Here is a 14,679-nt window from a genome sequence, read left to right as displayed (position 1 = left end):
GCGGGACTCCGAGGTCGTGTCCCTGGAAAGGGAGGCCTTCTTCGCCGCCTGCGAAACAGACCCCGACATCATGACCGACCTGGCGCGCCTGATGGTCGGACGCGCCCGGGACGCCGGGCGCGCCACGGCCCTCGTGGAGCCGACGGTCTTCGGCTTTGTCGCCCAGGGCCCCATCGAGGACTTGAGGGGCTTCATCGAGCACCTGGCGGATGGCATCCGGGCCGCCGGCTTCAGCGCCGCGGTCGCCGGTTCCGAGGCCGAGGATCAGGAGACCTCCTGGTTCTCCAACCTGGAGCATTCGGTCGACTACGCCCTCTATGTCGCTGGCCACGGCGAGGCCGGCTGGGCCGCCAAGATCGCCCGCCAGGTGGATCGCCTCTTCCGTGTGGGCCGGGGCGATTATCCGCCTCCGCCGGGCGCGGCGGCCCACACCCCCGCCGCCCTGGGCGTGGGCGCCGAGCTCGTCCTGGTCCAGCCGGCGGGCATCCGCCGGCCGCGCGGCGCCGAGGCCTGGATGAGCGCGACCGGCGCGGTGGGCCTGACCCACCTGCGGCGGGGCGACCCCGGGGACCTGGCGCGCCTGGTGCGGCGTCTCACCGGCCGGGCGGTGGGCCTCGTCCTCTCCGGAGGCGGGGCCCGGGCCTACGCCCACATCGGCGTGATCCGCGCCCTGGTCGAGCGCGGCGTGCCCATCGACCATGTGGGCGGCGCCTCCATGGGGGCGGTGATCGCCGCGGGCCTGGCCCTCGGCTGGGAGCTGGACGAGCTCGAACAGCGCATCCGCCGGGCCTTCGTCGCCTCCAGCCCCCTCGATGACATCGCCTTTCCCATGCTGGCCATGACCCGGGGCGAGAAGGTCGCCCGCCGGCTCGAGGAGCACTTCGGCGACGTCCAGTTCGCCGACCTCTGGCGGCCCTGCTTCTGCGTCTCCTCCAACCTGACGACCGGCGCGCACCAGGTACACAGGCGGGGTCTGGTGCGGGCCGCCCTGCGCGCCTCCATCTCCCTGCCCGGCCTCCTGCCCCCGGCCACCCAGGGCCAGAACGTCCTGGTGGACGGCGCGGTGCTCAAGAACCTGCCCGTGGACGTCATGCGCGGCGGCCTGTCAGGGCCCATCATCGGGGTCGACGTCAGTCGGGGCCTGTCCATCACCGCCGCCGACATCGTCCGGCCGCGCTCCCTGCTGCGCTGGATCCTCTCGGGCCAGTGGCGCAAGGGCCCGCCCATCGTCTCACTGCTGATCCGCGCCGCCACCGTCTCTTCCGGCCGCGACGTGGTCGCCGCCCGGGAGGGGGCCGACGTCCTGATCCTGCCCGAGCTGGCCGGTGTCGAGATCCGGGACTGGAGCGCCTACGAGCCCGCCGTGGCGGCAGGCTACACGGCCGCTCTCGCCTCCCTGGACCGGATCCCCGGACCCCTGGAGGACCTGCGCCGCCGTCCTTTGCAGACCCCCGCCGCATCACCCTGACGTGACGCGGCCCGTCTTGTCAGGACGGGCGAAGCAGGCGCAGTCTTGAGTCCTTGGCCAACCATTGAAAGGAGGTGATCCAGTGTCTCACCGTTATCACTCGGAAGTCGCTGCTGGATTGATGACCTCCGCGCTTGCGCGGTAGCAATCTCCCATCGCCTTTGTGCGAAGCTTCGACTTCCACGATCGGTGCAGGGCGGCTCGGGAAACCGGGCCGCCCGTTTCGTTCCGGCGCCCCGGAGTGGACGGCGCCCCCGAGATGACACGGAGGACCGGACATGACGGCTGAAGGCCAGGATTGGGTGTCAGTGGACGCCTACTTCGTCGACGCGCTCGTTGGAACGGATCCCCTCAGAGCCCGGATGCGGAAGGTGAACACCGCGGCAGGCCTTCCCCCCCACGATGTTTCGCCCCTGCAGGGCCGGTTTCTCTCCCTCCTGGTCAAGGCCATCGGCGCGCGCCGGATCCTGGAGATCGGAACCCTCGGCGGCGTCTCGGCCAGCTGGATGGCTGAGGCCCTTCCACCCGAAGGCCGGGTGATTTCGCTGGAGGCCTCGCCGGACTACGCCGCCCTTGCGCGGCGGAACCTGGACCAGGCCGGGCTTGGCGACCGGGTGGAGATCTGCGTCGGCCCCGCACTCGACACCCTCGCCCGCCTGGCCCGGGAAGGCGGCCCCGCCTTCGACCTGGTGTTCATCGACGCCGACAAGCCGAACAACCCGGCCTATCTGGACTGGGCGCTGAAGCTGACCCGGCCCGGCGGTCTTATCATTGGCGACAATGTGGTTCGCAGCGGTGCGGTTCTGGACGCGAACTCCGACGACGATCGTGTGCGCGGAGTCCGGACCTTCACCGAGACCCTCGGCCGTGAGCCCCGCCTGTTCTCCACCGCCCTGCAGACAGTCGGCGAGAAAGGGTGGGACGGCATGACCCTATCCGTCGTCGAGCCATAGCCCGGCGCGACCCTCAGGCCCCGATCAGCTCGCGGCCGATCAGGTAGCGGCGGATCTCGTTGGTGCCGGCGCCGATGTCGTAGAGCTTGGCGTCGCGCAAGAGGCGCTCGGCGGGGAAGTCGCGGGTGTAGCCGGCGCCGCCCAGGGCCTGGATGGCCTCCATGGCGACCTTCACGGCGTTCTCCGAGGCCAGGAGGATGGCGCCCGCCGCGTCGTGGCGGGTGGCCAGGCCCGCATCGCAGGCCCGCGCCACAGCGTAGACATAGGCCCGGGCCGAGTTCAGGGCCACGTACATGTCCGCCACCTTGGCCTGCATGAGCTGGAAGGCGCCGATGGCCTGGCCGAACTGTTTCCGCTCCCGCACATAGGGCAGGACGAGGTCCAGGCAGGCCTGCATGATTCCCAGGGGCCCGGCGGCCAGGACGGCCCGCTCATAGTCCAGGCCGCTCATCAGCACGCCGACGCCGCCATTGACGGGGCCCATGACATTCTCGTCCGGCACCTCGCAGTCCTGGAAGACCAGTTCAGCCGTGTCCGAGCCGCGCATGCCCATCTTGTCCAGCTTGGGGCTGGTGGAGAAGCCGGCCATGCCGCGCTCCACCAGGAAGGCGGTGATGCCCCGGGGGCCGGCGTCCGGCTCGGTGCGGGCATAGACCACCAGGACATCGGCGTGGGGGCCGTTGGTGATCCAGAACTTGGTCCCGTTGAGCACATAGCGATCGCCCCGCCGCTCGGCCCGCAGGCGCATGGAGACGACGTCCGAGCCCGACCCCGCCTCGCTCATGGCCAGGGCGCCCACATGCTCGCCCGAGATCAGGCGGGGCAGATGGCGGGCCTTCTGGGCCGGCGTCCCCCAGCGGCGGATCTGGTTCACGCAGAGGTTGGAATGGGCGCCGTAGGACAGGCCCACCGATGCCGACGCCCGGGAGATCTCCTCCATGGCCACCACGTGCTCGAGATAGCCCAGGCCCGCCCCGCCATCCTCTTCCTCCACCGTGATTCCCAGGAGGCCGAGCGCGCCCATCTCCGGCCAGAGGTCCCGGGGGAAGGCGTTGTCGCGGTCGATGGAAGCGGCGCGCGGGGCGATGCGCTCGGCGGCGAAGCGGGCGACCGAGGCGCGCAGGGCGTCGGCGGTCTCGCCCAGGGCGAAGTCGAAGGTCGGCTGGCTCATGGCCGGTGGATTACCACGCAGGTCCGCAGGGGGCGAGGCGGGCCGTCAGAGAAGGATCAGGCTGGCTATGCCCAGCAGGGCCAGGAACCCCATGAAGTCGGTGGCGAAGGTCACCAGCACCGAGGACGAAACCGCCGGGTCCCGGCCCAGCCGGTCCAGGATGATGGGCGCAAGGATCCCCGCCAGGGCGGCGACGAAGAAGTTGGCGACAATCGCAAGGCCCACCGTCACCGCGAGTCGCGGGTCCTGGAAGAGGGCCAGGACGGCCGCCGCCATCAGGACCGCCAGCACCGATCCGTTGAGGAGGCCGGCCATCACCTCCCGCAGGATGATCCGGGCGGAGTTGGCGGCGTTCAGCTCACGGCTCGACAGGGCGCGCACCGCCACCGCCAGGGTCTGGGTGCCGGCGTTGCCCCCGAGGGACGAGACGATGGGCATGAGGATGGCCAGGGCGATCACCTGGGCGATGGCCCCCTGGAAGGCGCCGATCACGCTGGAGGCCACCGCCGCCGTCCCGAGGTTCAGCACCAGCCAGGGCAGGCGCGAGCGCACGGCGCCCGCCAGGCTGGCGTCGCGCCCCACGTCGGACACGCCGGCCAGGGCCAGGATGTCCTCCTCGCCCTCTTCCCGGATGACGCCGACAATGTCGTCCACCGTCAGCTGGCCCACCAGCCGCCCGCCGGGCTCCACCACCGGGGCCGAGATCAGGTGGTACTTGTTGAAGATGTAGGCCGCTTCTTCCTGGTCCATCCCGACGGGGATCTCCGTCAGGGGCTCCATGATCCGCGCCAGGGGGGTGTCGCGATCGTGGCGGAGCAGGCGGCTGACCGGCACCCCGCCCAGGGGCCGGTGCGAGGGGTCCACCACATAGACGTCGAAGAACAGCTCCGGCATCTCGTCGCCGGCCTTCAGGAAGTGGTCGAGGGCCTGGCCGACGGTCCAGAACTGGGGGGCGGAGGCGACCTCGCGCTGCATCAGGCGGCCGGCGGTTTCGTCCTCGTAGGCGAGCGAGGTCTCGATGGCCGCCCGGTCGACGTCCGGCAGGGCGGCCAGGACCTGGGCGCGCTTGTCGGCCTCCAGGTCCTCCATCAGGTCGACGGCGTCGTCGGAGTCCATCTCGCCGAGGGCCCGCACCAGGGTGGCCGAGGGCATGCGCTCCAGAAGGTCCTCGCGGATCTCCGGTTCGATCTCGGCGAGAATCTCGGCCAGGGCCTCGGGGTCGAGGTGGGCCATCACCTCCTCGCGGTCCGAGGCCGAGAGGAAGCCCATCAAGTCGGCGACGTCGGCGGGGTGGAGGGCGGCCAGCAGCTCGCGCAGGCGCTCGGCGTCGCCGCGGTCGGCGGCGTCCACCACCAGGGCGACGAAGTCGGGATTGAGGGCGTAGTCGTCGCCGAGGGCGAGGTCCTCGAGGTCCTCGGCGGCTTCGGTCGCCACAAGGTCGTCACGCAGGGGATGTTCAGCGTCGCGGCTCATGCGGACCTGCCCTCCCGGCGCTATGCGTGACTGATCGGACCCTGTCCCCGGACTCTCTGGCTCACTGGTGCGGTCGAGAAGACTCGAACTTCCACGGGTTGCCCCACAGCGACCTCAACGCTGCGCGTCTACCAATTCCGCCACGACCGCTCGTGGTGAGCGGGGGCCGTATCAAAGCCGGAGGGCTTTGTGAAGCCGCCCGATCAGGAATTGCCGCCGGCCATGAAGTCATAGACGTTCGCCGCCCGGGTCACGGTGATGGCGATCCGGTCATCGCTGATCTGGATTTCCCCCCGGGCGACCGGGTGGTTGTTGGCCAGGATCCAGACCTCGTCATTGACGCCGGCGTCCAGCGGAATCACCGCACCGCGGCCCATGCGGAGCAGTTGGGCCATGGGCAGGTTGGACCGGCCCAGAACTACGGCGATGTCGACATTGACGGCGTTGATCTGGCCCAAGGCGGGACCCCTCGCTACAGACGCTTGAGACGCTAAAGGAGCCGGTCGCGGTTGCGCGGCGACTCAACCGCCACCAGACTGACGCCAACATGATTGACCGGACGTTAAATCCTGCCGACGCAGCGCCAGTCTTCGGGCGCGTGGATGGCGCGGCCTGCGGCTGGGCGGTCTCGGCGGGCCAGGTCGACTACGCCGAGGCGGTGGCGGCCATGGAGGCCCGGGCCGGGGCGATCGCCCGGGGCGAGGCCGGGGAGCTGGTCTGGCTGCTGGAGCATCCGTCCCTCTACACGGCGGGGGTCTCGGCGCGGGACGCCGACCTCCTCGACCCCGACCGGTTCCCGGTCTTCCGCACCAGCCGCGGCGGCCAGTTCACCTATCACGGCCCCGGCCAGAGGGTGGCCTACGTCATGCTGGACCTGTCGGCCCGGCGGCAGGACATCCGCGCCTTCGTCGCCGCCCTGGAGGCCTGGATCCTCGCCGCCCTGTCCCGCCTGGCCGTGGACGGCGCGGTGCGCGAAGGCCGGGTCGGCGTCTGGGTCGAGCGCCGTAGCCCCGGCGCCCCGCCCCGGGAGGACAAGATCGCCGCCATCGGGGTCAAGGTGCGCCGGTGGGTCTCCTTCCATGGAATCTCGCTGAACGTGGAGCCGGACCTGTCGCACTTCTCGGGGATCGTCCCCTGCGGCCAGACCGAGCACGGAGTGACCAGCCTGGCCGACCTCGGCCTGACCTGCTCCATGGAGGATGCCGACGAGGCCCTTCGCGCCGCCTTCCGGGAGGTGTTCGGAGAGATCGAGCCCGCTCAGCCCCCGGCGGTCGGCGGGCCATAGCGGTTCACCCCCGGCTCGCCGGTCAGGACGCCCAGCTCCACCGCCGCCCAGATCAGGACGATCACGAAGGGGAAGTCGAGGAAGCCCGAGGGCTGGGGCCAGACCGCCACCAGGGCCGCCAGGATGACTGCTGCAATCCAGCCGTTCCGGCCCCGGTCGTGCAGCCGGCGGGCCAGCAGGCAGGCGCCGATCCAGACCAGCAGGGGCCAGACCAGCCATCCCGTGATCCACTGGAGGGGTCCGGCGGAGACCGCGTCGTAGACGACCGCGACCGCCAGCAGGACCAGGGCCGAGCCCAGGAAACCCCGCCGCCCCAGCCGCCCCTCGGCGCTGAGGAAGCGGGCCGCGAAGGTTTCACGCCCGTCAGAGGGAAGGGTCGGGTCGCTCACGAGGTCCGCGCCGGGTCGCTTTGCGCCCAGGCCGGGCGGCGGGTGAAGGCCTCGAAGAAGGCGGCCAGCCGCGGACGGCCGTCCCGCCAGGGTTCGGCGGCGAAGCGGAAGTCGAGATACCCCAGGGCGCAGGCCGCCGCGATGTCGCAGATCCGGGCGTCGTCTCCGGCCTTCAGGTCGGTGGCCTCAAAGAGGTCGAGGACCCGTCGGATCTTTTCGCCCTGACCCCGGCGCCAGTCGGCCCAGCGCAGAGGCTCAGGTCGCAGGGCCTCCTCGTAGCGGGCCAGCAGGGCGGCGTCGAGCAGGCCGTCGGCGGCGGCGTGCAGGGTCTGGACCCGCCAGCGCGCCTCCCCCTCCGCCGGGCAGAGCCGGCGCGGGGTCAGGCCGTCCATGTAGTCGACAATGACCCGGCTGTCGTAGAGGGCCGGGCCGTCCTCGCGGATCAGGACCGGGATCTTGCCCAGCGGGTTGAGGGCCGACAGCTCGGGATTGTCGGCGACCGGCGAGGCGGAGGCGTTCGCCACCTCGATGCGGTCTTGCAGGCCGAGCTCGGCGGCGGCCAGCCAGACCTTGCGGGCATAGGGCGAGGCGGGGGACAGGAGCAGCTTCATGGGCCGCATCTTGCCGCGCCCTCCGGCCTTAGGGTAGGGCCAATTGCGCCGGATCAGGCCGGATCGAACCGCAGGGGCGCGCCCCAGAAGGCCTCGGCCAGGTCATGCTGCAGACCCGGCGCGCCGGTGGTCAGGAAGATCCGCCGTCCCGAGTCGCCGGGCTGGTATTCCGGGCGCCGCTCCAGGTAGGCGGCGAGGGCCTCGGCGGTGGCGTCCGGCTGGTGGACCAGGGGCGTTCCGGGCTTGAGGGCCGCCCGGAAGACGTCCGAGATGATCTCGTAGTGGGTGCAGCCCAGTATGGCCCGGTCGGGCGCGCGACCGATCCGGCGGGTGACGTTGGCGACATGGCCGGCGACGGCGGCCTCCAGAACGGCGCGGGGCGCCCCGGCCTCGATCTGACCGGCCAGCTCCGGGCAGGGCTCTACAAAGACCGCCACGTCCTGCCGGCGCTTATCGATCTCGATCTCGTAGACTCGGGACGCCGCCGTAGCCGGGGTGGCGAAGACGGCCAGGACATCCAGCTTCTCGACCTTTTCGCCGCGCCGCTCGGCTTCATGTTCCCAAGGGAGGCCGGTGGCCGCCTCGATGGTCGGCACGATGATGCCCAGCACGTTGGTCGGCCGCCCCCGGCCGTCGCACACCCCCGGCAGCCAGGTCTGCTGCAGGCGGCGCAGGGCGATGGCCGAGGCGGTGTTGCAGGCCAGGATGACGAGGTCGCAGCCCTCCGCGAACAAGCGCTCGCTGCCGGCCCGGGTCAGGTCGACGATCTCCTCGCCGGAACGTCCGCCGTAGGGGGTGTTGGCCTGGTCCGCCAGGTAGACGAAGTCGGCCTGCGGAAAGCGCTCCACCAGCCTGCGGTGCACGCTGAGGCCGCCAATCCCGGAATCAAAGACGCCGATCGCCATGCCCCGGACTAGCGCGCGTCCCGCCGCCGCACCAGAGGCCCTTTTCGCACATGACGCACCTGTCAGGTGACGGCGCGCCCGGACAGGGCTATTTCAGGCCCGTCGCCTCGCCAGACGGAGTCCCCATGAAGCGTCGTACCTTCCTCGCCGCCTCCGGCGCCCTCGCTGCAACCCAGGCCCTGTCACCGCCGGCCCTCGCTGCGGTGTCGGCCAACCCCCTGACCCAGCCCTGGACGGGGCCCTTCGGGGGGGTCCCGGCCTTCGACAAGGTCAAGGTGGCGGACTTCCAAGGCGCCATCGAGCTGGCCCTGGCGGCCGAGCGGGCCGAGATCGACGCCATCGCCCGAAACAAGGCGCCGCCGACCTTCGCCAACACCATCGAGGCGCTCGAGCTCACCGGCCAGATGACGTCCCGGGTCCTGACCTACTACTTCATATGGACCAACACCCTGGCCAGCCCCGACGTCCAGAAGGTCGAGGAGGCCGTAGAGCCCCTGCTGGCCGCCCACCAGGACGCCATCCTCCAGAACGCCGCGCTCTTCCGTCGCATCGACGAGGTTTACACCCGGGGCGACCACGCCGGCCTGACCCCTGAGCAGCGGCGGCTGATGTGGCTCCATCACACCCGCTTCGTACGCGCCGGCGCCCGGCTGACGGGGCCGCAAAAGGCGCGCGTGGCGGCGATCAACCAGGAGCTGGCGGGACTCTTCACCCGATTCAGCCAGAACCTGCTGGCCGACGAAACCGACTACGTCCTCTACCTGAAAAGTGAGGCCGAGCTGACCGGTCTGCCGGACGATGTGCGGGCCGCCGCCGCCAGCGCCGCGGAGGCCCGGGGCCGCAAGGGCGAATGGGCCATCCTCAACACCCGCTCGTCCATGGACCCCTTCCTGACCTATTCGGCCCGCCGGGACCTGCGCGAGAAGGTCTGGCGCACCTTTTACAGCCGGGGGGACAACGGCGATGCGAAGGACAATAACGGCCTGATCCGGCAGATCCTGAAACTGCGGGCCGAACGGGCCAAGCTTTTGGGCTACGCCACCCACGCGCACTGGCGCCTTGCCGATTCCATGGCCGGCTCGCCCGAGAAGGCCATGGAGCTGATGACGCGCGTCTGGCCGGCGGCCATCGCCCGCGTCCGCGAGGAAGTGGCCGAGATGCAGGTCCTGGCCGATACCGAGAAGCTGGGCGTGAAGATCGAGCCCTGGGACTACCGCTACTACGCCGAAAAGGTGCGGGCGGCGAAGTACGACCTCGATATGAACGAGGTGAAGGGCTACATGCAGCTCGAAAATCTCCGCGAGGGCATGTTCTGGGCCGCCGGCCAGCTGTTCGGCTTCGCCTTCGAGGAGGTGAAGGGCCTGCCGGTGGCGCACCCGGACATCCGCATCTGGGAGGTCAAGGGCCGCGGCGGCGAGCACGTGGGGCTCTGGTACTTCGATCCCTACGCCCGCCCGGGCAAGCGCTCCGGCGCCTGGATGAATTCCTACCGCGACCAGCGCACCTACGGGGGCCGGGTCACCACCATCGTCTCGAACAACTCCAACTTCGTGAAGGGCGCCCCGGGCGAACCCGTCCTGATCTCCTGGGATGACGCCAACACCCTGTTCCACGAGTTCGGCCACGCCCTTCACGGCCTCTGCTCCGCCGTGACCTATCCCTCCCTGTCGGGAACCAATGTGCCGCGGGACTACGTGGAGTTCCCCTCCCAAGTGCTCGAGCACTGGCTGCCGACCCCGGAGGTGCTCAACCGCTTCGCCCTGCACCACAGGACCGGCAAGCCCATGCCCGCCGAGCTGGCCGCACGGATCGAGAGGGCCTCCACCTTCCGCCAGGGATTCGAGGTCACCGAGTACCTGTCCTCGGCCCTCATCGACATGAAGCTGCACCTGGCCGGGGACGCCGACATCGATCCCCGCGCCTTCGAGAAGGACGAACTGGCGAAACTGGGCATGCCCCGGGAGCTGCCCATGCGGCACCGGACGCCCCAGTTCCAGCACATCTTCTCCGGAGACGGCTACTCGGCGGGCTACTACAGCTATCTGTGGAGCGAGGTCATCGCACTGGACGCCTTCGAGGCCTTCACCGAGGCGGGCGGACCCTATGACAAGGCTTTGGCCAGGCGGCTCCAGGACACGGTAATGAGCGTCGGCAACACCCTCGACCCGGCCCAGCAGTACCGCAACTTCCGCGGCCGGGAGCCGGACGTGAAGGCCTACCTCCGGGACAAGGGCTTCCCGACGACCTGACCCGCGACGGCTTCCTGCGCCCCTGCGGCCTTGACTTTCCGGGCTCCGGGGCGCATTCCGCCGCCTCCTCCGGCGCAGTGCGATTGCGCCCTCCACCGCCACGACCCCCGCTTCCGGGCGGGACGAGGGCGGCGAGGCCCCCCGTCGACGTGATCGTCCACGGGGGTCAGTCGCGTTTGGGCCGGGTCGTTTTGACCCCTGGAGCGCTCTCGCGGAGATCGACATGTTCGACGCCCTGACAGACCGTCTCTCTTCCGTCTTCGACCGGCTCTCCGGTCGCGGCGTCCTGTCCGAGAAGGACATCGACGAGGCGCTGAAGGAGGTGCGCACCGCCCTCCTCGACGCCGACGTCGCCCTGCCCGTGGTCCGCGACTTTATCGCCAAGGCGCGGGAACAGGCCATGGGCGAGGCGGTCATCCGCTCGGTCCGCCCGGCCGACCAGGTGGTCAAGATCACCTATGACGGCCTGGTGGAGATGCTGGGCGGAGAGGGCGCCGAGGGCCTGAACCTCAGCCTCAACCCGCCGACCGTCATCCTGATGGCGGGCCTTCAGGGCTCGGGCAAGACCACCACCGCCGCCAAGCTGGCCCTGCGCCTGTCGCGCGAGCGCAAGAAGGTCCTGCTGGCGTCCCTGGACACCCGCCGCCCGGCGGCCATGGAGCAGCTGGCGACCCTCGCGACCCAGGCCGGCGTCGACAGCCTGCCGATCGTCGCCGGCCAGTCCGCGCCCGACATTGCGCGCAGGGCCTTATCGGCGTCCAGGCTCCAGGGCTTCGACGTCGTCATCCTCGACACCGCCGGCCGGACCACCCTGGACGAAGCCATGATGGCCGAGGCGGCCGAGATCGCCGCCATCGCCCAGCCGCACGAGACCCTGCTCGTCGCCGACAGCCTCACCGGCCAGGACGCGGTCCGCACCGCCCGGGCCTTCCATGAACGCCTTCCCCTCACCGGCCTGGTGCTGACCCGGGCCGACGGTGACGGGCGCGGCGGCGCGGCCCTGTCCATGCGGGCGGTCACCGGCCTGCCGATCAAGTTCCTCGGCGTCTCCGAGAAGATCGACGGCCTCGACGTCTTCGACGCCGCCCGGGTGGCCGGGCGCATCCTTGGCCAGGGCGACATCGTCGCCCTCGTGGAGAAGGCCGCCCAGGACCTCGATACGGCCAAGGCCGAGGCCATGGCCCGGCGGCTGGCCAAGGGCCAGTTCGACCTCGACATGATGGCCGACCAGCTGGCCCAGATGAAGCGGATGGGCGGCATGGAAGGCCTGATGGGCCTCCTGCCCGGGGTCCAGAAGGTCAAGAAGCAGATCGCCGAGGCCAACATCTCCGACAAGGCCCTCGACCGGCAGTCGGCGATCATCTCGTCCATGACCAAGGCCGAGCGCCGCAAGCCCGACATCCTCCAGGCCTCCCGCAAGCGGCGGATCGCCGCCGGCGCCGGGGTGGAGGTGGCCGAGGTCAACCGCCTGCTCAAGCAGCACCGCCAGATGGCCGACGCTTTCAAGATGATGAGCCGCGACGGCGGCAAGGGATTCGCCCGCATGGCCGGCATGCTGGGCGGCGGGGGCGGCGTGGACCGGCTCAAGGCCCTTGGCGGCGGCAAGGTCCCGACCGCGGACGCCGCCCAGCTCGACGAGCTGGCCAAGCTGGCGGACAAGCTGCCGGGCGGCGGCCTTCCCGGGAGCCTTCCGGGCGGCATGAAACTTCCTGGCCTCGGCGGCAGCCTGCCGCCGGGCTTCAACCCCTTCAAGAAATCCTAGTCAGACACTCGAACCCCAAGGAAAAGCCATGCTCAGGATTCGTCTCGCCCGCGGCGGCGCAAAGAAGCGCCCCTTCTATTCCATCGTCGTCGCCGACAGCCACTCGCCCCGCGACGGTCGCTTTATCGAGAAGGTGGGCGCCTACAACCCCCTCCTGAAGAAGGACGACCCCGCCCGAGTGACCCTGAAGGTCGAGCGCATCCGCGAGTGGGTCGCCAAGGGCGCCCAGCCCTCTGACCGTGTCGCCCGCTTCCTGGCCGCCGAGGGCCTGGTCGCCTGGCAGGCCGGCAACAACCCCCAGAAGGGCGAGCCGGGCCGCAAGGCCAGGGAGCGCGCCGAGGAAAAGGCCCAGAAGGCCGCCGATCTCGCCGCCGCCGCCGAAGCCGCCGCCGCCGCGCCGCCGCCCGCTCCCGAACCTGAGCCCGAGGCTGTCGCCGATGAGGCGCCCGCCGCCGAAGCCCCGGCCGAGGAAGCCCCCGCCGCCGAAGCTTCAGCCGAAGAGGCTCCGGCCGAAGAGGCCAAGGAAGGCTGAACCTGACGGCCCGGCGTCCTGCGCCGGGCCCGTGATGGGTCTGTCATGCCGGATCGACTGATCCTCGTAGGACGCATCGCCGGCGCCTTCGGCGTCCGGGGCGAGGTGCGCGTGACCAGCTTCACCGCCGACCCCGTCACCCTGGCGGGCTTCACGGACCTGCGCCGCGCCGACGGGTCGCCGGCGCCGTTGCTCTCCTCGGCCAGGCCGGTCAAGGGCGGCCTCGTGGCCCGCGCCTCGGGCGTCGAGACCCGCGAGCAGGCCGAGGCCCTCAGGGGCCTCAAGCTGCATGTCCTGCGGGACGCCCTGCCGCCCCCCGAGGACAACGAATTCTATCTCGCGGACCTGGTCGGCCTGAGGGTCGAGACGGCGGAGGGCCAGGTCCTCGGCGCCGTGCGCGGCGTCCAGGACTTCGGGGCCGGCGATCTTCTGGAAATCAAGCCCGAGGGCGCGCCTTCCTTCTGGCTGCCCTTTACCCGCGAGGCCGTCCCCGAGGTCGACATCCCGGGGGGCCGGATCCTGGCGATCCCGCCGGCCGAGACGGAATAGCCGTCAATCCTTCCGGAGGCGCAGCAGGCCCTCCTGGGCCACGCTCGCCACCAGCACCCCGTCCGCCGAATAGATCGAGCCGCGGATGAAGCCCCGTCCCCCTGCGGCGCTCGGGCTGTCCTGGGCGTAGAGGTGCCAGTTGTTGAAGTTCACCGGCTTATGGAACCACATGGCGTGGTCGAGGCTGGCCGACTGGAAGTTGCGCGTCTGCCAGTGCACACGGTGCGGCCGCATGGCGGTGGACAACAGGTTCATGTCCGAGGCGTAGGACAGGATGACCTGGTGCAGGACCGGATCCTCGCCGATCGGCGCCCGGGCGCGGAACCAGGTCTCGCTCCTGGGCTCCCGGGCCTCGGGCCGGTCGCGGTCGAACAGGCTGGAGCCGTCCACCGGGCGCATCTCGATGGGCCGGGGCCGCATCGCCCACTTCCGGGCCTCCTCCGGCATCTTGGCCAGGGCCGCCTTCAGGGCCTCCGCCTCGCTGGGCAGGTCGTCGGGGCCCGCCACGGCGGGCATGGGGGCCTGGTGCTCGAAGCCTTCCTCCGGCGCCTGGAAGGAGGCGGCGAGGTTGAAGATCTGCTTTCCGTTCTGCACGGCGATCACCCGGCGAGTGGTGAAGCTGCCGCCATCCCGGGAACGGTCGACGTCGAAGAGGATCGGAGTCGTCGGGTCGCCCGGCCGGATGAAGTAGCAGTGCAGGGAGTGGCAGACCCGGTCCTCCACCGTGCCGTAGGCGGCGAGCAGGGACTGGGCGATGACCTGGCCCCCGAAGATCCGGCCCGGCCCCTCGTTGGGCGAGACGCCCCGGAACAGGTTCACCTCCAGGCGCTCCAGCGCCAGGGTGTCGACGAGGTTCTCGGGTTCGGACATGGCTCTGGGATCAATGCTGCAGATGCGAAAGCGCAGGGCATAGAGGCGATGGGGCCCCGGGGCAAGGCGGCCGGGGACCGCGCCGGGACTCGAAAAAACCGCCGTCTTCGTCCACAAGCCCCGCATGTCCCGCGCCGCACCCTTCGAGGTCACCGTCCTGACCATGTTCCCCGAGGCCTTTCCCGGGCCGCTAGGCGTTTCCCTGATCGGGACAGCCTGGCGCGAGGCGGGACTCTGGTCCCTCGAAACGCTGGACATCCGGGGCTTTTCCAAGGATAAGCGCGGCTTCCTCGACGACACCCCCGCTGGGGGCGGACCGGGGCAGGTGATGCGGGCGGACGTCATCGCCTCGGCGCTGGACAGTGTCGAGCGGCGCGGTCGCCCGCTTCTCTACATGAGCGCCAGGGGTCGGCCCCTGACTCAGGCGCGTGTCCGTAGGTGGGCCGAAGGGCCGGGACTCAT

14 protein-coding genes, 1 tRNA gene and 1 pseudogene are annotated in these 14,679 nt (G+C 70.7%); 8 read left to right on the top strand and 8 right to left on the bottom strand.

The genetic code is table 11. The annotated features are described in order from the left end of the window. Together IM632_RS13045 and IM632_RS13040 are read left to right on the top strand one after the other, a co-directional pair. Positions 1-1,468, top strand: a 1,468-nt coding sequence (locus IM632_RS13045) for a patatin-like phospholipase family protein (RefSeq protein ID WP_296552428.1), incomplete at its 5' end; no start/stop codon positions are given. A 278-nt stretch (positions 1,469-1,746) separates the two neighbouring features. Further along, positions 1,747-2,421 (top strand): O-methyltransferase, encoded by a 675-nt coding sequence (locus IM632_RS13040; RefSeq protein ID WP_293516035.1) that lies wholly within the window; start codon positions 1,747-1,749, stop codon positions 2,419-2,421. Between the two features lie 13 nt (positions 2,422-2,434). On the opposite strand, the gene IM632_RS13035 is transcribed toward IM632_RS13040, so the two are convergent. The 4 genes from IM632_RS13035 to IM632_RS13020 all read right to left on the bottom strand — a co-directional run bounded on the left by IM632_RS13035 (position 2,435) and on the right by IM632_RS13020 (position 5,523). Beyond that, entirely contained in the window at positions 2,435-3,592 is a 1,158-nt protein-coding gene (locus IM632_RS13035) for an isovaleryl-CoA dehydrogenase (protein ID WP_296480116.1), read from the bottom strand. Between the two features lie 45 nt (positions 3,593-3,637). Beyond that, positions 3,638-5,065 (bottom strand): magnesium transporter, encoded by a 1,428-nt coding sequence (mgtE, locus tag IM632_RS13030; RefSeq protein ID WP_296480117.1) that lies wholly within the window; start codon positions 5,063-5,065, stop codon positions 3,638-3,640. Between the two features lie 65 nt (positions 5,066-5,130). Continuing rightward, positions 5,131-5,215: transfer RNA gene (locus IM632_RS13025), tRNA-Leu, on the bottom strand. A 53-nt stretch (positions 5,216-5,268) separates the two neighbouring features. Further along, positions 5,269-5,523: a FliM/FliN family flagellar motor switch protein gene (locus tag IM632_RS13020; protein ID WP_293513185.1), complete on the bottom strand. Its 255-nt coding sequence runs from the start codon at positions 5,521-5,523 to the stop codon at positions 5,269-5,271. 89 nt (positions 5,524-5,612) lie between these two features. Between IM632_RS13020 and lipB the strand changes: the two genes are divergently transcribed. Further along, the gene (lipB, locus tag IM632_RS13015; protein WP_296499152.1) at positions 5,613-6,350 is read left to right on the top strand and encodes a lipoyl(octanoyl) transferase LipB; all 738 of its coding nucleotides are present in this window, start codon (positions 5,613-5,615) and stop codon (positions 6,348-6,350) included. Here the strand turns inward: lipB and IM632_RS13010 are convergent. The 3 genes from IM632_RS13010 to IM632_RS13000 are packed head-to-tail and all read right to left on the bottom strand — an operon-like array spanning position 6,323 to position 8,255. Next, positions 6,323-6,739 (bottom strand): DUF805 domain-containing protein, encoded by a 417-nt coding sequence (locus IM632_RS13010; RefSeq protein WP_296499149.1) that lies wholly within the window; start codon positions 6,737-6,739, stop codon positions 6,323-6,325. The two genes, lipB and IM632_RS13010, sit on opposite strands and share 28 nt — an antisense overlap. Beyond that, the gene (locus IM632_RS13005; RefSeq protein ID WP_296522823.1) at positions 6,736-7,350 is read right to left on the bottom strand and encodes a glutathione S-transferase N-terminal domain-containing protein; all 615 of its coding nucleotides are present in this window, start codon (positions 7,348-7,350) and stop codon (positions 6,736-6,738) included. Before IM632_RS13005 ends, IM632_RS13010 begins: the two co-directional genes overlap by 4 nt. A 53-nt stretch (positions 7,351-7,403) precedes the next feature. After that, entirely contained in the window at positions 7,404-8,255 is an 852-nt protein-coding gene (locus IM632_RS13000) for an aspartate/glutamate racemase family protein (protein ID WP_296482323.1), read from the bottom strand. Between the two features lie 125 nt (positions 8,256-8,380). Between IM632_RS13000 and IM632_RS12995 the strand changes: the two genes are divergently transcribed. From IM632_RS12995 to rimM, 4 genes are all read left to right on the top strand, one after another. Next, positions 8,381-10,504: a M3 family metallopeptidase gene (locus IM632_RS12995; protein WP_296552427.1), complete on the top strand. Its 2,124-nt coding sequence runs from the start codon at positions 8,381-8,383 to the stop codon at positions 10,502-10,504. Between the two features lie 223 nt (positions 10,505-10,727). Beyond that, the gene (ffh, locus tag IM632_RS12990) at positions 10,728-12,266 is read left to right on the top strand and encodes a signal recognition particle protein (RefSeq protein WP_296550022.1); all 1,539 of its coding nucleotides are present in this window, start codon (positions 10,728-10,730) and stop codon (positions 12,264-12,266) included. A gap of 28 nt (positions 12,267-12,294) precedes the next feature. Then, positions 12,295-12,798 carry a 30S ribosomal protein S16 gene (rpsP, locus tag IM632_RS12985; protein ID WP_296482312.1) on the top strand — a complete coding sequence of 168 codons (504 nt, stop codon included), beginning with the start codon at positions 12,295-12,297 and terminating at the stop codon, positions 12,796-12,798. Between the two features lie 45 nt (positions 12,799-12,843). Next, a complete protein-coding gene (gene rimM / locus IM632_RS12980; protein ID WP_296482309.1) occupies positions 12,844-13,347 on the top strand; it encodes a ribosome maturation factor RimM in 504 nt (167 codons plus the stop codon). A gap of 3 nt (positions 13,348-13,350) precedes the next feature. Here rimM and IM632_RS12975 read toward each other — a convergent pair whose 3' ends face one another. Continuing rightward, positions 13,351-14,217: an acyl-CoA thioesterase II gene (locus IM632_RS12975; RefSeq protein ID WP_296482306.1), complete on the bottom strand. Its 867-nt coding sequence runs from the start codon at positions 14,215-14,217 to the stop codon at positions 13,351-13,353. Positions 14,218-14,341: 124 nt separating this feature from the next. Here IM632_RS12975 and IM632_RS12970 point away from each other — a divergent pair. Further along, positions 14,342-14,679 (top strand): annotated as a pseudogene (locus IM632_RS12970) (tRNA (guanosine(37)-N1)-methyltransferase TrmD); the annotation flags it as partial.

This window comes from Phenylobacterium sp., from assembly GCF_020402505.1.
Classification (GTDB): Bacteria; Pseudomonadota; Alphaproteobacteria; order Caulobacterales; family Caulobacteraceae; genus Phenylobacterium.
The sequence above is the reverse complement of the archived record's forward strand: the minus strand, read 5'-3'. Positions and strand labels throughout refer to the sequence as shown.